General features: G+C 29.9%; 22 protein-coding genes. 14 read left to right on the forward strand and 8 right to left on the reverse strand.

What is annotated here, in order from left to right:
* Positions 1 to 55: 55 nt before the first annotated feature.
* From ACREV6_RS10575 to ACREV6_RS10600, 6 genes are all read left to right on the forward strand, one after another.
* A complete protein-coding gene (locus tag ACREV6_RS10575; protein WP_431577975.1) occupies positions 56 to 898 on the forward strand; it encodes a phosphatase PAP2 family protein in 843 nt (280 codons plus the stop codon).
* Between the two features lie 151 nt (positions 899 to 1049).
* Positions 1050 to 2246 carry a transglutaminase domain-containing protein gene (locus tag ACREV6_RS10580; protein WP_431577976.1) on the forward strand — a complete coding sequence of 399 codons (1197 nt, stop codon included), beginning with the start codon at positions 1050 to 1052 and terminating at the stop codon, positions 2244 to 2246.
* Positions 2247 to 2322: 76 nt separating this feature from the next.
* Positions 2323 to 2649: a DUF1904 domain-containing protein gene (locus ACREV6_RS10585; protein WP_431577977.1), complete on the forward strand. Its 327-nt coding sequence runs from the start codon at positions 2323 to 2325 to the stop codon at positions 2647 to 2649.
* 192 nt (positions 2650 to 2841) lie between these two features.
* Positions 2842 to 2973 (forward strand): hypothetical protein, encoded by a 132-nt coding sequence (locus ACREV6_RS10590; RefSeq protein WP_258881059.1) that lies wholly within the window; start codon positions 2842 to 2844, stop codon positions 2971 to 2973.
* 332 nt (positions 2974 to 3305) lie between these two features.
* Entirely contained in the window at positions 3306 to 4712 is a 1407-nt protein-coding gene (cysS, locus tag ACREV6_RS10595; protein WP_431577978.1) for a cysteine--tRNA ligase, read from the forward strand.
* Positions 4713 to 4836: 124 nt separating this feature from the next.
* A complete protein-coding gene (locus ACREV6_RS10600) occupies positions 4837 to 5490 on the forward strand; it encodes a lysoplasmalogenase (RefSeq protein ID WP_431577979.1) in 654 nt (217 codons plus the stop codon).
* 33 nt (positions 5491 to 5523) lie between these two features.
* Here ACREV6_RS10600 and ACREV6_RS10605 read toward each other — a convergent pair whose 3' ends face one another.
* Complete coding sequence (locus ACREV6_RS10605; protein WP_431577980.1) at positions 5524 to 5667, reverse strand: hypothetical protein; 144 nt, start codon at positions 5665 to 5667, stop codon at positions 5524 to 5526.
* Positions 5668 to 5908: 241 nt separating this feature from the next.
* On the opposite strand from ACREV6_RS10605, the gene ACREV6_RS10610 reads away from it, so the two are divergent.
* From ACREV6_RS10610 to ACREV6_RS10625, 4 genes are all read left to right on the forward strand, one after another.
* Positions 5909 to 7306 (forward strand): MATE family efflux transporter, encoded by a 1398-nt coding sequence (locus ACREV6_RS10610; RefSeq protein ID WP_431577981.1) that lies wholly within the window; start codon positions 5909 to 5911, stop codon positions 7304 to 7306.
* Between the two features lie 294 nt (positions 7307 to 7600).
* A complete protein-coding gene (locus ACREV6_RS10615; protein ID WP_431577982.1) occupies positions 7601 to 8095 on the forward strand; it encodes a hypothetical protein in 495 nt (164 codons plus the stop codon).
* A 20-nt stretch (positions 8096 to 8115) separates the two neighbouring features.
* The gene (locus ACREV6_RS10620; protein WP_431577983.1) at positions 8116 to 8946 is read left to right on the forward strand and encodes a type I phosphomannose isomerase catalytic subunit; all 831 of its coding nucleotides are present in this window, start codon (positions 8116 to 8118) and stop codon (positions 8944 to 8946) included.
* A 261-nt stretch (positions 8947 to 9207) separates the two neighbouring features.
* Positions 9208 to 9717, forward strand: a complete 510-nt coding sequence (locus ACREV6_RS10625) for a peptidylprolyl isomerase (RefSeq protein WP_431578259.1) — start codon at positions 9208 to 9210, stop codon at positions 9715 to 9717.
* A gap of 160 nt (positions 9718 to 9877) precedes the next feature.
* Here the strand turns inward: ACREV6_RS10625 and ACREV6_RS10630 are convergent, their stop codons facing one another.
* Both ACREV6_RS10630 and ACREV6_RS10635 read right to left on the reverse strand, forming a co-directional pair.
* On the reverse strand, positions 9878 to 10297 hold the full coding sequence (locus ACREV6_RS10630) for a hypothetical protein (protein ID WP_431577984.1): 420 nt from the start codon (positions 10295 to 10297) through the stop codon (positions 9878 to 9880).
* Positions 10298 to 10363: 66 nt separating this feature from the next.
* Complete coding sequence (locus ACREV6_RS10635; protein ID WP_431577985.1) at positions 10364 to 10807, reverse strand: cell wall hydrolase; 444 nt, start codon at positions 10805 to 10807, stop codon at positions 10364 to 10366.
* Positions 10808 to 11248: 441 nt separating this feature from the next.
* Here ACREV6_RS10635 and ACREV6_RS10640 point away from each other — a divergent pair, with 441 nt between their 5' ends.
* Together ACREV6_RS10640 and ACREV6_RS10645 are read left to right on the forward strand one after the other, a co-directional pair.
* Complete coding sequence (locus ACREV6_RS10640; protein WP_431577986.1) at positions 11249 to 12424, forward strand: serine/threonine-protein kinase; 1176 nt, start codon at positions 11249 to 11251, stop codon at positions 12422 to 12424.
* Positions 12425 to 12572: 148 nt separating this feature from the next.
* Positions 12573 to 14657 carry a methyl-accepting chemotaxis protein gene (locus tag ACREV6_RS10645; RefSeq protein ID WP_431577987.1) on the forward strand — a complete coding sequence of 695 codons (2085 nt, stop codon included), beginning with the start codon at positions 12573 to 12575 and terminating at the stop codon, positions 14655 to 14657.
* A 121-nt stretch (positions 14658 to 14778) separates the two neighbouring features.
* On the opposite strand, the gene ACREV6_RS10650 is transcribed toward ACREV6_RS10645, so the two are convergent.
* Entirely contained in the window at positions 14779 to 14994 is a 216-nt protein-coding gene (locus ACREV6_RS10650; protein ID WP_431577988.1) for a hypothetical protein, read from the reverse strand.
* Positions 14995 to 15175: 181 nt separating this feature from the next.
* On the opposite strand from ACREV6_RS10650, the gene ACREV6_RS10655 reads away from it, so the two are divergent.
* A complete protein-coding gene (locus tag ACREV6_RS10655) occupies positions 15176 to 16375 on the forward strand; it encodes a C40 family peptidase (protein WP_431577989.1) in 1200 nt (399 codons plus the stop codon).
* A gap of 76 nt (positions 16376 to 16451) precedes the next feature.
* Here ACREV6_RS10655 and ACREV6_RS10660 read toward each other — a convergent pair whose 3' ends face one another.
* Together ACREV6_RS10660 and mscL are read right to left on the reverse strand one after the other, a co-directional pair.
* On the reverse strand, positions 16452 to 17543 hold the full coding sequence (locus ACREV6_RS10660) for a DUF3810 domain-containing protein (protein ID WP_431577990.1): 1092 nt from the start codon (positions 17541 to 17543) through the stop codon (positions 16452 to 16454).
* Between the two features lie 51 nt (positions 17544 to 17594).
* The gene (gene mscL / locus ACREV6_RS10665) at positions 17595 to 17996 is read right to left on the reverse strand and encodes a large-conductance mechanosensitive channel protein MscL (RefSeq protein WP_431577991.1); all 402 of its coding nucleotides are present in this window, start codon (positions 17994 to 17996) and stop codon (positions 17595 to 17597) included.
* A gap of 257 nt (positions 17997 to 18253) precedes the next feature.
* Between mscL and ACREV6_RS10670 the strand changes: the two genes are divergently transcribed.
* Complete coding sequence (locus ACREV6_RS10670; RefSeq protein ID WP_431577992.1) at positions 18254 to 18646, forward strand: rhodanese-like domain-containing protein; 393 nt, start codon at positions 18254 to 18256, stop codon at positions 18644 to 18646.
* 171 nt (positions 18647 to 18817) lie between these two features.
* Here the strand turns inward: ACREV6_RS10670 and ACREV6_RS10675 are convergent, their stop codons facing one another.
* Positions 18818 to 19033, reverse strand: coding sequence for a hypothetical protein (locus tag ACREV6_RS10675; protein WP_431577993.1), 216 nt, complete (start codon positions 19031 to 19033; stop codon positions 18818 to 18820).
* Positions 19034 to 19088: 55 nt separating this feature from the next.
* Positions 19089 to 20201: a GerAB/ArcD/ProY family transporter gene (locus ACREV6_RS10680; RefSeq protein WP_431577994.1), complete on the reverse strand. Its 1113-nt coding sequence runs from the start codon at positions 20199 to 20201 to the stop codon at positions 19089 to 19091.
* Positions 20202 to 20229: the final 28 nt, after the last annotated feature.

Consider the following 20229-nt stretch of genomic DNA (forward strand, 5'->3'; position numbering starts at 1 on the left):
AGTGAGCACAAATGTATGTAATATATTAACTTTATGAGATGGATAAGGAGGAAATATGCAGATCGAAATTATTAAATTTATTCAATCTATAAAATCCCCATTTTTGGATATTTTTTTTCAAATAGTTACAATGACTGGAGAACAGTATTTTTACATTATTGCAGCTGCTATAATATTTTGGTGCGTAAATAAAAAATTTGGGTATAAATTAGGCTTCGCATTACTTACAAGCACAATTGTAAACACCGCGCTTAAGGATATAGTAAATTCAGTAAGACCAATAGGAGTGACTGGTATAAGCTCTTTGAGAGTAGAAACTGCTACAGGACAATCTTTTCCAAGTGGACATACTCAAGGAGCAGCCACGTTTTGGATTTCGTGGATTGATCAGGTGAAGAGAAAGTGGATGTATATAGTTGGAATACTAGCTATTATCTTAGTTGGAATTTCAAGATTATATCTTGGTGTACATTGGCCCATAGATGTAGTTGGCGGAATAGTAGTTGGAATTATATGGACTTTGATATCTAATTATATTTTTGAATATGCTGAATCTACTGAAAAAAAATGGATACTAATGATAATTGTTGTACCTATGCTTATTGGAATGATATTTTTTAGAGAAAAAACTTATTATACAATAGCAGGAATAGTATTGGGTTTCTATATTGGATACATTCTAGAGTCTAAGTATGTGCAGTATGATGTTAGAAATACTATTTTAAAGCAAGTAATAAAATTAGTATCTGGATTAACTATTCTCATAGCATTAAAAAGTACATTAAAGGTAATTTTGCCTATCAGCATATTTGCTGATTTCTTTAGATATTTTGTAATTGGATTGTGGATTACAATTGGAGCACCATGGATATTCAAAAGATTTAGTGGAGAGGTTTAAGCATAATAGATTATTACAATAACTATTTTTTGTATTTTTTAATTTAGTTAACATTAAAATTAAAATCACTGTAGACATGCTATAGTATATAGTGCTAAAATTATTATAAAAACACAAGATTATAGTGTGTTTTATAAAAAGAGGTGCTAATGTGAAATATCATAAAAGTATAGTAAAAAAAGTATGTATCTTATTATTAATTTTAATATTAGAAACAATGAATTTACCCTTAATGTCAATAAATACAGCGGCAGTAGAATTAAATGGCAATTCAGACAGAGCATATAATGCTTTAAATGTGGAAAAAATAGCATATTCTGCACAAGATTTAAATAGTATTATAAAAAACCAGTTAGCGCAAAGAGAGACAAGCTTTAACATAAGGTACAAGGCAGACATAACTAATCTAAAATCTATAATTGAAACTGAGATTTATGGGATTTTTAAAGCTGATGATTATTTGAAAAGTTGCATAAAATCATATCAATGTAGTTATAGAGGATATGAAAATGATGTTACAATAAATTTTGATTTTAGTTTTTATACCACAAAAATACAAGAGGATTATGTGAACTCACAGGTAACTATAATCCTCAAAGATATAATAAAAGTTAGTATGAATGATGATCAAAAAGAGAAAGTAATTCACGATTATATTGTATCCCATGTAGCTTATGATACTACAATTAGTAAATTTACTGCTTATGAAGCATTAAAAAATGGAACAACTGTGTGTAGTGGTTATGCGCAATTAGCTTACAAAATGTTAAATGAGGTAGGAATTGAAACTAAAATAGTTTTGGGTAAAGGAAATGGTGAAGATCATGCATGGAACTTAGTTAAGCTCCATGATGCATGGTATCATTTGGATTGTACCTGGGATGACCCATTACCTGATATAAAAGGAAGAGTGCTTTATAATTATTATAATTTAAATGATAAAAAAATCTCAGAGGATCATACATTTGTAAAATCGGATTATCTTGCAGCAACTCAGATTTATAATGCTAGATTACCAATATTTGACGAAAAAGAATTTGTGCAATGGGCTAAAGTAGATAGTAATGCTGCGGTTATATCGACAAAAGAGTGGAATATTAACTTTAACAAGGAAATTGATGAATTGAGTCTAAAGGATAAAATATTTATATGTAGACAAGGAGAAAACTCCAATTTTCCTATAAAACTTCAGTTATCTGGAGATAAGAAAACTGTGAAAATCCTTCATAATACACCTTTTGAACTTGGTCAAAATTATACTTTATATATAAGCAAGGATATAAGCGGGTTATATAATGATAAGAATTTAAAAACTTCTATGAAAATGAGTTTTAAGATTTCAAACTAGAAAAATTAATTTTTTGAATTAATAATTACAAGACTTAAAATACAAAATTAGATAATTTAATAAGGAGTTGATAGATATGCCACAGTTAAAGTTGCAAGGTGTGGAAGTAAATGATATTTGTAAAATAAGTGTAGATATGTTACAAGAAATGCAAGAACTTCTTGAATGCCCTAAAAATTATTTTACCTTTGAATGTATTAGTTCAACATTTATTATGGAAGGTGAAATAATAAAGACATATCCCATGGTAGAGGTTGCATGGTTTGATAGAGGTCAAGAAGTTCAGGATGCCATGGCTAAAATAATCACAAAGTATATTCATTCAGCTGGGTATAAAGATGTAGATGTAATTTTTACAATTCTAGAAGAAAAGCGATACTATGAAAATGGAGAGCATTTTTAGAATTAGACAAATAAAAATACTATTAACAATAGTAGAGAATCTATTATTGTTAATAGTATTTTTTTAATTACCCCCACTTGTAGGAGTGTGAGACTTCTTTCTGAAATGTCGTTAAAATAATAAATGAAATAGAATATAATTTTTTTAATTGTAAAACATATAAACATAAATAAATAAAAGGGAGATGTTTTTATGCCTAAAGATAGTCAACCTGATAATAAATTTTCTAGATTAGTTAAGAGTAATTATGATACTCCAATAACAAGAGAAACTGGAAAAAACCAAAATGCTACAACAAAAAAACAATCTGCTGACAGAAAGTAAAAAAAGAGAAGCATTAAACTTTTGTTTATATGCTTCTCTTTTTTATTTTATAGGAAAATAAAAAACAAAAGTAGTTTAATGAACTCATCCTTAGTTTGATATTATATAATTTCCTAAGAAATAAAATAATATTGTGATAATTTATTGCATTATCTTAATATTATGTTAGAATTTATATATATATTTTTTTAAAAAGCAAAACAATTAATTTTGCAGTTGTTGATACTTTTAAGCTACAGCATACCTGTGGTTTTTTTATATTTTTTAATTATTAGTGTGAGTTTCTGAAAGTCGTTGATACTAATTGTACTATTTAAGAAGGAGTGGATATAGTGAGTTTTTACGTTTATAATACTTTGACTAGAAATAAAGATGAGTTTATACCTTATAAAGAAGGTGTGGTGGGAATGTACACATGTGGACCTACGGTGTACAACTATGCGCATATAGGTAATTTAAGGACATATATTTTTGAAGATGTACTTAAAAAATCCTTAGAGTATATAAATTATAAAGTTAAGCATGTAATGAATGTAACGGATGTAGGTCACCTCCAATCAGATGGAGATGAAGGCGAAGATAAGATGGCCCTGGGAGCAAGCCGTGAACATAAAACTGTGTGGGAAATTGCTAAGTTTTATGAAGACGCTTTTTTTGAAGATTGCACTAAACTTAATATAAAAAGACCAACTATTGTGTGTAGAGCAACAGAGCATATACAGGATATGATAGATTTTATAAAAAAACTTGAAGAAAAAGGCTATACTTATGTTTCGAATGGAAATGTATATTTTGAAATTGATAAATTTGCAGATTACACTAAGCTTGCAAATATTAGTATTGATGAACTTAAAGCAGGAAGTAGAATAGAAATAGATCCTAATAAAAAAAATCCACTAGATTTTGTATTATGGTTTACAAACTCTAAGTTTTCTAATCAAATTATGCAGTGGGAGTCACCCTGGGGTAAAGGTTTTCCAGGCTGGCATTTAGAATGTTCTGCTATGTCTGTTAAATATATTGGTGAATATTTAGATATTCATTGTGGTGGAGTAGATCATATTCCTATACATCACACTAACGAAGTAGCTCAATCAGAAGGAGTACTCGGACATAAATGGGTAAATTACTGGATGCATGCAGAGTTTCTAGTAGTAGATAATGGTAAAATGTCAAAATCTACAGGGGAGTTCTTAACTATAGCAAAACTTGAAGAAGAAGGCTACAGTCCTTTAGATTATAGATATTTCTGTCTTCTATCTAAATATAGAAGACAGTTAGTCTTTAGTTTTGAGAGTTTAGCTGATGCTAAGAAGGGACTAAAAAAACTTAAAGACAGAATTGCTAGTGTTTTAATTTCTAGTGATGAAAATGCTATAGTAAGTGATGAGAAAATTAAAGGGTACAAAGAAAAATTTACATCCTACATTTGTGATGATTTAAATATAGCAAATGCTTTTACTGTACTTTTTGATGTTTTAAAAGATGATGGACTTAATAATAAAGAAAAAGCTATACTCATAGAAAATTTTGATAGGGTATTGTCATTAGATCTTATGACAATGGAAAAAGGAGTTTCGAATGTAGATGAGGAGCTTATAAATAAGCTTATAATTGAAAGAACTGACGCAAGAGCAAATAAAAATTGGGCAAGAGCAGATGAGATAAGAAATGAATTTATAGCTATGAATGTTGAACTCTTTGATACTAAGGAAGGAACAACTTGGAAAACTAAATAAGTGTGAACTAAAAAAGTGTTTATGAGTAATCATAGATACTTTTTTCATGTGTTCATTGATTTGATATAAAGGTAATGATATGATAAAATATACATAAAATAACTATTAAGATTAGGGGGATTTTATGATAACTAAATTAATAATTGGGGGATTGTTTTGTATAACATTTGTTATGCATATGGTTTTTACTAAAAATGCATACAATAAGGGGCGCTGCTATACAAAACCATTTTTAATGCCCCTACTGGCAATTTATTATATATCAAGTGTAGCACAAGTTAATAAATTCATTGTAATGGCATTAATATTTGGGTTCATGGGAGATGTGTTTTTAATGTGGCCAGAAATGAAAAATAATTTTATGTTAGGCCTGGGAGCTTTTCTCATAGGTCACCTATGTTATGCTTTACTTTTTTTAAAAAGCATTTCCTTTGCAAAAGATGTACCAGTGTGGTTTTACCTTATTATCATAATATATGCTATGGTCGCTTTCATTGTAATGAAAAAATTAAAAGTGTATTTAGGGGATATGAAAATAGCCACTTATATATATGGGGCAGTTATTTTATTAATGAGTTTTGCTAGTTTAGCACGTATTTGGGTTACGGGTATGAGTATAACGTTTTTTCTTCCTTTTATTGGGTCATTATTGTTTTTATGTTCAGATTCTATGTTAGGATTTTACACTTTCAAAGGTAAATTTAAAAATGGAAATGTATATATTATGTTAACTTATGTTTTAGCTCAGGTTTTAATTGTAGGTGGATATTTGTATTAGATGAGAAAAACCCCTTAATTTAAGGGGTTTTTCTTATTCTATTTTACTGCCCTCAGAAGCAGCTTGGATTTTTTCATGACTACCAAGTGATTTTGGTAATCTAGCATCATCATTTTTCTTAATGATAATTTGCTCTTGAGTAGTATAATTGTAGTTTTTGGAATTTTTTCTTGCCATAGATATTGCCACCTTTCTAAATTTTAATAAGATATTATTAATACTATTTACATTAGTTTCTCCAACATTTATAGTATGATGCGTCTAAGTTAAGACTAAAATTTTTACCTCTTAGCGTATTTATGTTTTTACTTAATTTATTATAGAATTGTAAATTTTTCCTATAATAATAGAAATCAGGTTGGTATTGTGATAAAATATTTAGAGTGTCTAAATATTCCGAAATAGGAAGTGACAAAAAATGATGAAATCTTTAGTGGCAAAAATCAAAATTATGATTTTTAAAATGAAAAACCCTAGATCAAAAGAGGTTTTTAATATTGCTTGGCCCGTTCTAACGGAATTATTACTGGGAACCTTATTTGGTATGATTGATATGATTATGCTAGGGAGAATTACAGACACAGCTGTAGCTGCTGCATCTGTAGCAGCGGTGGGAATTACCAATCAGCCATTATTTATTGGTTTATCTTTAATTCAAGCCTTAAATATAGGTGGAACAGCAATGGTAGCTAGGTACATAGGATCAAAAAGACTAGATAAAGTTGAAAATACTATTAAACATATTATGTTGTTAAGCCAAGTATTTTTTGCTTTACCCTTAAGTATAATTGGATTAGTATTTACTAAGGAAATAATGGTGTTTATAGGGGCTCAATCGGATACCTTATTAGTAGGAGTAAATTATTTCAGGGCTATTATGCTTGGTTTTATATTTCAATCCTTTAATTTTTCATTATCAGCGGTATTAAGAGGTGCTGGTGATACTAAGACTCCAATGAAGATAAATTTAAAAGCTAACTTTATTAATGTTTTTGGAAATGCAGTTTTAATTTATGGATTAATAGGTTTTCCAGCTTTGGGAGTAACAGGAGCAGGTATATCTACAGCAGTTTCAAATATGATTGCAACTGTCTTGTTATGTACAAAATTATTGTCCGGAAAATGCATGATTAAATTCAATATTAAAAGTCATTTTAAATTTGATAAGAATATAATGTATAATTTAGTTAAAATCGGGATACCAGCGTCTCTAGAACAAATGGCAATGAGAGTTGGTATTATGATATTTATTAAAGTGGTTGCAGGACTCGGTACTCTTACTTTCGCAGCTCATCAAATTTGTTTAAGTATACTGGGACTATCATTTACACCAGGGCAAGCCTTTGGAATTTCGGCAGCTTCTCTAATAGGACGGAGCTTAGGAGAAGGTAAACCGGGTAAGGCAGATGAATATGGAAAGGAAGCTAGAAGAATAGGTTCAATAATCTCTTCTATAATGGCAATAATACTATTTGTTTTTGGTCCGCAATTAGTAGGATTATATACTAAAGATCCAGAAATTATAAAAATGTCATCTACTGCTTTAAAAATCATTGCATTTGTACAACCATTTCAATCTTCCCAGTTAATTTTAGCAGGAGCATTGAGGGGAGCAGGGGATACAATATGGCCATTAGTTTCTACGTTTATTGGTGTAATTGGTATTAGAACAGTCCTTGCATATATTCTTGTAAGCAAGTTAGGACTTGGCCTTTCAGGAGCATGGATAGCGGTATTTGTTGACCAATTTATAAGATGGGTATTAATATATTCAAGATATAGAACTGGAAAATGGAAATACATAAAATTAAGATAAATAAGAGGGTCGTTTAAAGGGTTTTTATCAAAAGCTTCGTAAAGGGCACCTTACTTTACTTTTTCTAATGCACTATAAGACAATTTAGTTTATAATATTATGTATAGCTAAAAGCAAGAGGAGAAATAGTGTTAACGACATTTTAGAAGGAAGTCTCCCACTTCTATAAGTGGGGGTCAAATGCTATAACAAAAAGAAAACTTCAGTGGGATTCTAAATCTCCTTCTGAAGTCGTTAATTGCAGCATCGCAGATGATGATTTAATAGAAATAATTTGAATTTGAGGTGAAGAATATGGATAAGGTAAGCTTAAAAGCTTCATTAGTAATTGGAATTATTGGTATAATTTTAATATCCGTTATATATTTTAGACCGGTGAGCATAGAAAGAAACTATAGTGGATATGTCTTCGATGACAATAGTGGATTTGAAAAATCTACAGAAATTAAGCTTGTTGGACAACTAAAAAAGAAATTATCTTTAAATTATGTGTTTACTGGAAGTGTAGAAGTGGATGGTATTAAAGAGAAGGTTATTTTAAAGAGAATATGGTCGAAAAATAATATTTTTAAAAGTTTGGGATATAATGCATTTATAGAAACTAAAAATAGTAAAACAGGCCAATATGAAGTGACGGGAACACTAGATACATCAAAGAACTTTAATGAAATACTTATAAGACTTAGTAAAGTAGACAGTAAATATAATGGCAAATTTAATATTTGTGGTCCAAGTAGTAGTAAAGCAGAGGCCAAAGATATCATTAAAATTATGGAGAAAAAAAATTAAGGGATATTGGAGAGGTTATAATGTCTAAAGAATTAATTTTAAAATTAAAACCCTACGTAAGTAAGAAAATATGGGGCTGGGAGAAATGGGTGCTTTCATGCCATGAAGATGGGAAATCTACAATACAAGAAGGTATTTATAAGGGGCAAGAATTGTCTGACATTCTGGGATGTGGCTGTAATTTTCCCATATTAAATAAAATTATAAAAGCAGAAGATACACTATCAGTACAAGTACATCCAAATGATGATTATGCTAAAAGGGTTGAAAATGCAAATGGAAAAACGGAGTGTTGGTATATATTAGAAGCAAAAGAAGGCGCGACTTTAGTATCAGGAATAAAAAAGGGATTAAACAGTGAAAAGCTAAGAGAAATTATAAAAGCTGGCAAATTACAAGAGTATTTACATCGAATCAATATTAAAAGAGGAGATTTTATTTATATACCAGCTGGGACTGTACATGCTATAGAAGCGGGTGTAAAGCTTATTGAAGTACAGCAAAATAGCAATATAACTTATAGACTTCATGACTGGGGACGCGGCAGAGAAGTACATATTGAAAAATCCTTGGACGTCATAGATTATGAAGGCATAAATAATGGTGGCAAGATTGAAAAATTTGATAAATTAGAGACACCTTATTTTAAAGTAGAAAAAATTATTGTACAGAGCAATTATGTAGATAGGGTTAATGAAAGTTTTCATAGCTATACCGTAATAAGCGGTGAGGGAGTAATAAAAGCTAACAATGTGGAAATGAAATTAAAACTGGAAGAAACAATTTATATATCAAAAGAAATAGAGTATACATTACAAGGAAATATGGAATTAATAAAATCAAGTGTCTAGAATTGTTACAAAGTAGGATTTCTACATAATTTAATAACATGACTAAAAAAAATAAAGGTGGTTTATAAGATGAAAAAAATGAAATTTTTAAAGAGAGTAATGGCATTATTTACATTAGTTTTTGTGATTTTTATAGGAGGCTGTACTAATAAAGAGCAAGTTAAGGCTGATAGTACTCCACCGGTAGTGGAAAAGGTAGAACCTTCAAAGGAAGTTAAAATAGCCAAGAAAACAGAAAAGACAGCTAATGACAAAAATCCTATGGTTACTATTGAAATGGAAAATGGTTCAATTATAAAAGTGGAATTATATCCAGAGATTGCACCTAATACTGTTAGAAATTTTGTTTCACTAATTCAGAGTGGCTCTTATAATGGGTTGATTTTTCATAGAGTAATACCCGGTTTTATGATACAAGGAGGAGATCCAGATGGAACAGGTATGGGTGGCCCAGGGTATTCAATAGCTGGTGAGTTTAGCAGTAATAAGTTTGCTAATGCACTAAAGCATGAAAGAGGAGTAATTTCCATGGCTAGAGGAGATGACAAGAATTCAGCTGGCTCACAATTCTATATAATGGTTAATGCTGCGAGTCATTTAGATGGTAACTATGCTGCTTTTGGTAAGGTTAAAGAAGGTATGGGAGCAGTAGATAAAATAGTTGCTGTAGAGACTGACGATAATGATAGACCTAAAAAAGATCAAAAAATGAAAAAAGTTACGGTGGACACCTTTGGTGTAAAGTATGGTGAAGTAGAAAAGACAAAATAAGAATAAGAGATGTCACTAGTAAGTTAATCTTATTAGTGGCATCTCTTATTTTTTAAGCGTCTTCACCATCTGAATGAGAGGTTAAGAAGCAATATAATTAAAAGTGTATGTTTTGTTATTTTAAATTACAAGCAATATACATACTTTGACTACTTTCACTTTAAGGTATACATTTAATAGGTTGAGGCTCAAAAACTCTAACAAACTTAATAGAATATATATCACACATTAGCATATCCATTGTACCAGCTTCTTCAATAACAATAAAACTAATTCCAACTTCTTTTAAAACTCCTTCTCTATCTATTAACATACCAGTTCCTATTAAAAACTCTATTTTTATATATTTACCTATTTGCGTTGTTAGCCAGCCTTGATTATATAGTGGATTATTTACTATAGGGGATCCAGGTGCAATTTCAAAGTCCTGGTTAGAAGGTGGAACTTCCAACATAGGTTTTTGCCTTGTATCATAAGGCGTATCAAAATTTGGCAAAGGCATCATCGGAGGCTCTGAAAACATAGGATAAGCACTCCACATTGGTGTTTCATTAAAATTATTAGGTGGTACTATAAACATAAAATATCCTCCTTAAAAAATTATATTTAATCATCATCTAAAGATATTGTTAGTAATGATTTCGAGCTAAGTTGTAAAATACTTTGCTGTGGGATTATAAAAGCAATGTTGAGCTACACTAACTTGATAGGTGCCACTACCATTAAAAGGAAACTCATATGGGCAACCTGGTGCAAATGGATTAAAGTACCACAAGGAAGAACCTGTCGTATATAATCTATGGCCAGATAGAGCCCAATCAGCAATATCATAATGGATTTGTTCTGGTGGACTTGACCATATGGTCTGTGGGTTAGATATGCCACCAAGTACAGAAGCTACACAATCAAATTGTCCTGGTTGAAATATAATCTTTCTTAGATCACCTTGACCTAGCCTAAGGTATTCACCATCGGATACATTAACTCTATTCATAACTACAGAAGCAACGGCTTTCATTCCGTTTTCTCCTTCTCCACCAGCTTCACACTTTATTATTCTAGCTAATAACTCTCTAGCACTGTAAGCCATCTTTAGTCATCTCCTCGATTTACTTTACAGTAATATTATATTCATGATTTTAAAAATGGTACTTGAAAATTAAAATAAATTGCTTCATTAAAGAGAGTGATTTATCATAGGCATCTAGTAAATCAAATGAAAGTTTGATATAATTAGTTTGCATTTGCGTTCTCATTTGGTGAGATATTATTATTTGTGATAAACCAATAATAGCAAATGTGTTTTTTTATTTGTAAAAACTTACGCTTTGAAAAAAAAAAAAATATATATATATATATATATACTGATGTTGGACAAGATATGCCTGTCAACTGCCAACTATTCTAAAGGGATAGTGATTTTTACGCTCAACATATAAATAAAATGCCCCCCTTAAAATTGGGTTGTTATACGTATATTCTTAAATAGACAAGTTATGAAACATTTATATAAGAGGTGAATTGGTTAATTATGCTAAATAATGGAGATATATTAGACCAAAAATATGAGGTAATTAAAACTTTAGGCAAGGGTGGTATGGGCACAGTTTATTTATGTAAAAATAAAAGACTTGGAAACCTATGGGCTATAAAAGAAGTAATACAAAATATAAAAAATACAGGAATTTTAACAGAAGCTAATATTTTAAAGAATCTAAACCATGTGGGTATTCGTAGAATAGTAGACATATTTTATGAGAATAATAATCTATATATGGTTCAAGACTATGTAGAAGGGCAAACACTCAAAGAGTATGTTAAAGTAAATGGTAAACTGGACACCGAAAAAGTATGTAGGATTACATCGGATTTGTGTGACATTTTAGGTTATTTGCACAATCAAAAACCGGCTATTCTATATAGAGATATAAAACCATCTAATATAATGATAACGCCTAGTGGTAAAATTGTGCTAATTGACTTTGGTATTTCCAAAGCTTATAAGAGCGATACAGAGAAAGATACAGTGAGTGCAGGTTCTAATGGATTTGCGGCGCCAGAGCAATATGGCTTAGGGAAATGTTGCGCCCAAACAGATATATATGGTATTGGGATGTTAATATACTTTATGGTTAAAGGGAAGGTTCCAACTACAGGCATAGAACCTCTTTTTGACGAGAATTATGAGGCAGATATTGATGATAATTTAAGAAAAATAATACAGAAATGTGTTAAAATTGATATTGTGGATAGATATATATCAGCTGAAATTTTAAAAAAAGAGATTTTAGAAGTATTAAAAGCAGATAAATATGAAAAAACAGTGATTTTTAACAATTATAATAGTAGCACTAAAGTGTTTATTAAAAAAGATGAAAAAAAAATTACTGATAAGGGTGAATTTAAAAAAACTATTAGCGGATTTTCTATTTTTATAATTGCAATTTTAGCAAGTATTTATATTTTATATGGTAATAAAAAAGAAAGTGTAGATATGAAAACTAATGATACACCCAAAATAGTGAGCCCCCTAGTAGGTTCCTCAATTATAGAGAAAGAGGCGATTATAAAATCTGTTATAGTCCCTGTGAAAGAGCCTGCTATAGTCCCAAAGAAAAACACTAGAGGAATCACACAAGATAGCAATATAAATTCAATAATGCCACTACAATCAAAAATCAAGGTAGAAGGAAAGCGGAAAAAATAAATAGGCACAGTCAATAGGGAACCATTGAATTTAATTCATAAATTGAAATATATTAAAAATTTTCGGAAATAATATAAAGGTAGTGTAGTTATATCCGAAGATATAAGTATAAAAGGTATTATTATATAATACTGCAAGGAGTGAAGATATGTCTAAATTTACAATGAAAAGAAATACGAATTTTATAAAGGTTAAAAGTATTAAGACACTAATACTTGTTTCCATTTTACCAATAGTTTTAATATCCTTAGCAATAATGGGCATTTTTACTAATTATACTTCTAAAAAACTTATAACTACAGAAATTGAAAATAGGATGAAACATCAGTTACAAGAAACTATTAATCTAATCGATAGGGACATGCAAAAACATGCTCAAATAGCAGTAGATTTAGGAAAATTTACTGGTACTAGTAGATTGTTATTAACCAAGGCGGAAATCACAAAAACCCAAAAGGAAGTACTTTCTACCAATGAAGCTACACTAGGAGTGGGAGTTTATTTTGAACCATATAAATATAAGAAAGATATAAAATTCTTTGGACCCTATGCATACAAAGAGGCTGGAGCTTTAGTGATTACTGATAAGTATGCTACTGAAAAATATAATTATCCAGCACAATCTTGGTATACTTTAGGTAAAAATATTGAAAAAAATGTTGCTTGGCAGGAACCTTACTATGATGATGAGTTAAAAATGGCTATGTTAACAACTACTGCACCAATATATGGTGATAATAAAGAATTTTTAGGTGTAGTAACTGCTGACATGAGTTTAAAGACTATACAAGAAAATATTAAAAGTATTAAAGTAGGTCAAACAGGAAAAGCAATGCTGATGGGAAAAGATGGAACATATTTGGCAGGTGTTTCTGAAAAATTAGTTATGAAGATTAAGGCTACAGAAGATGAGAATAAAAGTATGGCAAAGCTAGGAAAAGATATTTTACAAAATAAAGAAGGGATATCTTCTTTTGAAGATGAAAATGGAAAAAATATTACATATTATAAACAGATACCAGAACTTGGATGGAATGTAGTGTTAACAATTCCAGAAAAGGAGCTTTTTGCTCCAATTAATAAGCTATTGCTTAGTATAGTTATACTAAGTCTAATTACTTGTTTACTAGTGGCATTGGTAGTTGGTATATTCAGTAGATATCTTACTAAGAATGTTAAAGAAGTAAATGACCTTTCACATGCAATTGCAGAAGGGGATTTGACTCAGACAATAAATGTTAAAAGTGAGAATGAAATAGGAGCCATGGGAACCAATTTAAACAAAATGACTAATAATTTAAGAGAATTAGTTCAAAAGGTTACGGAAAGTTTAGAACAAGTAGTAGCAACCTCAGAGGAACTTACAGCAAGTTCTGACCAAACACAACAATCTGCAGAACAAGTTTCTCTAGCTATTCAGCAGGTAGCAATTGGTAGTGGAGAGCAAGTTGATATAGCTAATGATACATCAAAAATTGCAGAAGAAATATTTACAGGTATGGAACAGATATCAAACAATATTCAAACAGTAGCAAATACTTCACTAGAAGCAATTAAGAGAGCAGAAAAAGGTAATGGTGTAGTAGGTTTAGCTATAGAACAAATGAATAATATTCAGGGGAAAGTAGCGGTGTCTACGCAGGCTGTGTCAATTCTTGGAGATAAATCAAAAGAAATTGGAAGCATAGTGTCATTAATAACGTCTATTGCTGCTCAGACAAATTTATTAGCGCTAAATGCAGCTATTGAAGCAGCTAGAGCTGGTGAGCAGGGAAAAGGTTTTGCAGTGGTAGCTGATGAGGTTAGAAAATTGGCAGAACAATCTGCATCAGCAGCTGGGAATATATCAAGCTTAATAAATGAAATTCAAAAGGAAATAGTAAATGCTGTTAAGGCTATGGATAATGGTAGTATTGCAGTTAAAGATGGAATAAACATGGTAGACCTGGCAGGTAAATCTTTTGGAGAGATATTAGAGGATATAAATCATATAGCTTCCCAAATGCAGGATGTGTCTGCAGTAACAGAAGAAATAGGTGCAGGAACACATAATATGCTAGGGGCCATTGAAAATGTAGCTAAGATTTCTAATGAGTCTTCAGGAAATGCTGAAAATGTAGTAGCAGCATCTGAGGAACAAACAGCGCTAATGAAAGAAGTAGCCAATGCTGCTGAAAATCTAACACAAATGGCTGTAGAACTTCAGAGTTTAATGGGTAGTTTTAGGTTATAGTAGTGTGTTAAAAATAGAGATGAGTCAAAATAACCCTATAGATTAAAACCTATAGGGTTATTTTGTTTTGTTATATTTTCAAATAGAATATATAATAGATAAGAAATAATAAATTTTATTTTTAGCAAATAAAAAAATCAGTTGTTTCTATAATTATTACTGGAAATCCATTGAGTTTATGTGGAATAGTTTTTTCGATTTCAGCATCTATTGATCTCACAAAAACAAGGATGCAGTCATTTCCATTTTCAATACTGGAAGCAATATCAATTACATAAGGAATATGGAGCCATTCTTTTCTAATCTGTAATATTAGTTTATCAACGGCTTTACTCATATATTTACTTACTCCTTAAATTAAATTAAACTATTAATACAATATATGTGGTTTTTATGATATTAATGCGAATTATAAACAACAAACATTTGGGTTTGTACTAATATAGTGATATAATGTTGTTAAAATTAAAATATAGAAGTCATAATCATTTTATAACTTTTAATATGGGGGAATAATAATGAGAAGAAGAATATTATCTTTATTTATAGCTACTGGACTAGTCATGTCGGTAAGTATGCCAATTTTAGCAGCACCATTAAGTGAGCAACTAAATAATCAAAAGAAGCAACTTCTAGAGCAACAAGGTTCATATACTAAGCTGCAGAAGAATTTTGAAAAATTACAGATATCTATTGAAATGCTAGACTTTGATATTGAGGGTATGTACGCAGGTATCGATAAAGCAAAAAATGAGATTAATGTTACTGAAAGTAAAATAGAGCAAACTACAAAAGATATTGTAATTGCGGAAAGTAATATAAAGGGCGAGGAAGATTTATTTAATCAAAGAATGAGAGTAATGTTCATGAATGGTGCAGACACCTACTTAGAGATTTTACTGGATTCAGAAGGAGTAGAAGACTTTATTTCAAGAGTAGAAAATGTTAAAAAGATTGTAGAATATGATAACCAAATTATTAGTGAATTAAATGCGAAAAAGCAAGATATCGAGCAAAGGAAAAAATCTCTTAATGACAATAAAACAAAAATATTAACATTACAAGCTGATAATCAAAAAAAATTGGACAAGCTTAGTATAAAGAAACAGGAACAAAGTAAATTAATAGTAGAAGCTGAAAAACAACAAAAATTACATAAGAATGAAATAGCAGAAACTCAGGTGCTTCTTGGAAGTACTATGAATAAAATAAAAAATGCAAATCAAGCAGCTAAATATGATGTAGCAATAGCTACTAAAAAAGCTCAAGAAATTACCCCATCAAGAGGTACAGTAAGCAATGTAGTAAAAAATGAACCGAAAGATGAACCGAAAGAAGAAGTAAGTCAACCACAAAGACCATCATCAGGTAATTCAAGTGAAGTAATAGCTTATGCGCAAAGTTTCATGGGAACACGCTATGAATGGGGAGCGACTGGACCAAATACTTTTGATTGTTCAGGTTTTGTTCAATATGTATATGCTCATTTTGGAGTTAGCACAGGTAGAACTACATATGATCAGATAACTGCAGGAGAATATGTGTCACGAGGGAATTTACAGCCAGGAGATTTGGTGTTCTTTGGATCAGGAAGCCCTCATCACGTTGGTATGTATGTGGGAAATAACTCATACATACATGCACCAAGTACAGGTGATGTAGTTAAAATATCAGCATTAACAAGAAGTGATTATTTATCTGCAAGAAGAGTTAGATAATAAATTGTAAAACAACATAAAATGATTTGAATCAAATAGAAATACAGGCATATTTGTTGAAACAAATATGCCTGTATTATTTTCTGTACTCAGCAAGAAGTAAATCCACCATTGCGCCGTAGCTTTTTGTTCCAGATTGTTGATTTTGAGATTTAAGATAAGTGTCGTTAATTTTATCATTTATTTTTTCTATAGGACCAGAGTACTGATTCCAAAAAAATTGATTGTACCTTAAATCATTAAGTACGCCATTACTACAGGTCAAAATCAATTCACTATATTTTTGAGAATCACTTTTTTGTAATGCATTAAATGAATAAGATAAAGCTGTAAGGGTTCCAGAATATTGAAAGTTAATATCAAGATGATTTATACAGGCTATATATGCAATATAGTTTGCTTCATCTTCCTTGGCGAATCCTCTTTGATGGGCCATTTCATGAGTGGTTGTAAAGGGGAGGAAGCAGGCAGGTTCTGCCATATTAATATTTGCTTCGCTTGTAAAAGGGAAATAAAAACCTGTAATTCCTGTATAGCACATTGGAATTGACAATAATATGCCCTTAGGTGTTCCATAGTTACCTTTTAATTTAGGATATTTTAGTGAAGCGCTATCATATCCTAATTGAGCAGTTTTTAGTATATATTTTTTGTTATAGGGAAGTTCCATTACACCAAACTGATTTTCCTTTATTTTTGTTCTGATAGTGTTTGACTTATTTACAAGTATTTCACATAGGCCAGCAAGTTCTTTTGAAGATGACGTGCGAACATTTAATTGGAATATTTTGTCTAGTGTAAGTCTTTGATAATTAAACCCCCACAAAAGTTGGAATGAAAAATATATTAGTCCAGATATTGCCAGCATATTTAAAATAAAGTTTTTTGAAATTTCTAATCTTCTATTTTTGCCTTTAAGTAAGTTGAAAATAGTTTTTAAAACATACCATAATATGAAAATTATAAAAGATACAATTATAAGTTCTGCGAAAGAAAAGGGTAAAGATCCTGTAATCCAACTTAATATATTAGCTATTATTTTATAAAAAAATGAAGAATAGAAGGTTTCTATATAGTTTGGGAACATTGTAGATATTTGTGAAAATATAATACCTAAGGGTAAAAGTAAAATTAAAAATGATTGCTTATTAAATGAAAATTTTTTCAAGAAACACCTCCTATATATAATTAATTATATAAAAAACTCCAAGTGGAAACTTTACTTGGAGTTTTTTTCTTTTAGTAAGTCTCTAATTTCAGCTAATAGTACTTCTTCATTTGAGGGTTTAATAACAATAACTTCTTCAGCTTTTTTCTTTTTAATGGAGGTTATAGCCTTTATAAAAATGAAAAGTGAAAATGCAATTATTAAAAAATCAATAATAGATTGAATAAATAATCCGTATTTAATGGATAACTCTAACGTTCCAGTTGCAGCTGGGTGTATAACATATTTTAAATTAGTGAAATTAATTCCACCTAATAATAAACCAAGTATAGGCATTATAAGATCATTTACTAAAGAGGTAACAATTTTAGAAAATGCCGCACCTATAACAACACCTAATGCTAAATCTAAAACATTTCCTTTAAGAACAAATTTTTTAAATTCTTTCAACATATATGTAGCACATCCTTTCAAATTCTATTTTACCAATTTAATGATAAATTATCAAAGGTATTTTCTGTGAACAATATAGGATTATAAATTTATATTTTATAATTTTAAAATTCTATATTGTATTTATTGAATATTAATGATACTATATACCTATGGGGGGTATAATGTATTGGATAACTTAAATAATTAAAAGAAAATAAGAGAAACATATATAGTTACAAATAAATATTAAAAAATAAAATTTGAAGGAGAAAAATATGAATAATTTATTTACTATAATAGCCATTCTTGTACTAGCATATATGCTCTATCCTAAAATAATGGTTAAGTTCAATAAAAATGTAAAAAATGTTTCTGGAGCAGAGGCAGTCTCCTTTATCAAAAATACTAAAAATCTTGTTATTTTGGATGTTAGAACTAAGAGTGAGTATCAAGCAGGTCATATAACTGGCTCTAACCTAATCCCTGTTAATGAAATTACATCAAGGATTGCAGAGTTAGAAAAATTTCGCGGGAAACCAATTTTAGTACATTGTGCATCAGGTAGTAGAAGCCCTAAAGCAGTGAGTGTATTATTAAAAAACAAATTTGGGACAATATATCATATGAACCATGGACTAGTAGATTTTAATGGAAAATTAAAAAGATAATTCATTATTTAGCTTAATGTAAAATCAAAATATTTACTATAAAATTTATAAAAGTAAACAATACTCCGTTTCAATCCAAGATGATAAAATTACTGAAAAAAAAGAAGCATAAAAAAACTAATCCATACTTCTTAAAATGTTATATTACTATAATCAATCATAATAAAAAAACTAATTATTTTTACCCAATATTACTTCTACAATGTACCTTATTCCATTTGATGGACTTGGTAACTGTACCCCTAAAGTTAGAAGAACGCTAATTATCATTGAAAATATAATAAGAGAAAAATATAAAAATATTTTACCACTATTCTTTTCTTTCAAAAGTGGGATAGTTTCAAAAAACATAACTATGATATATAAAATTATTACAAGTAAAAACATCTGTAGATTCTCCTTTTATTATTTTCCTATTGTAATAGGTTCATTTGCTCTACAACTACCATTTGTTTCCAGAAGTTACGCTTGTAGCTGCTAAAATTCTGATTCTAATTTCTGCCACAACAAAAACAATTAATGGTATTATAACTTCAAAAACAAAGGAATAATATGGCCATACATTAGAAGTCCAGAATGACATTTCCATGATGCTTTTGTAAACGAAAAAGGAGAAGCTTAACATTAAAAGAGCTACAGGTGTTGTAATAAATTTGTAATCATCAAAGCCAAAGACCTTGGAAATTCCATTGCAAACTGCAAAAATGCAGATACATACTTTAACGAAGATACATACTATAAAAACAATAACTACTAACATTTCAAGTCTTTCAAGCAATTCCCCTAGGTGAATAAGGCTTATTGCCAGGGGAGAGGGGAAATATACTCTAGATATGGCATCACTACCTAATATTAAAATATCTCTTAATGTTGATAAAACTATAAGCCCTCCACCTATGAGTAAGCCTACTATAAATGTTTTTTTATAATTTTTAACTTTGGATATATTTGAAAATACCATTGTAAAAATTACGGTTTCACCCAAGGGATAAGAAAAACTTGAGAAAGCACCTTTTAAAATTGGTGTGACACCATTGTTTAGTATTGGTTTTAATCTGCTTATATTCATTTTTGGAATTGCTAATATAGAGATAGTTAAAAATATTAGAATTACAACCCAAATGAAGAACTCAGACCATCTTCCTAAGACTTCAATACCTTCTTTTGTACACCATATAAGCAGTATAGTAAATAAAAACATAGGTACTACCATCGGTGTTTCATCGAATACTAAAGCACTAGTAAAGTCTGATAGAGTTCTAAGAATTAAGGATCCATCATGAAAGGCAAACCATATAATTAATATACTTATTAATTTTCCTATAAACTTGCCCATAAGGATTTGAAGTATATCAAATAAATCTTTTCCAGGGAATAAAGATAAAATTCTAGAAAAGATAAGTAACAATATAATAGACCAAGTCATAGCAATAATAATTGAAATCCAGGCATCTTGCTTTGCATAACCCCCAGCTCCTGCTAAAAAACTACTTCCAATTATGAAAAGTATTATAAGTATTGTAGCTTGTCTTTCAGAAATAACTTCATTTTTCATTTATGCCTCCCACACTATTTACTATTAT

Origin of the sequence: Clostridium sp. (assembly GCF_050717515.1) — a bacterium.
GTDB lineage: Bacteria > Bacillota > Clostridia > Clostridiales > Clostridiaceae > Clostridium_AD.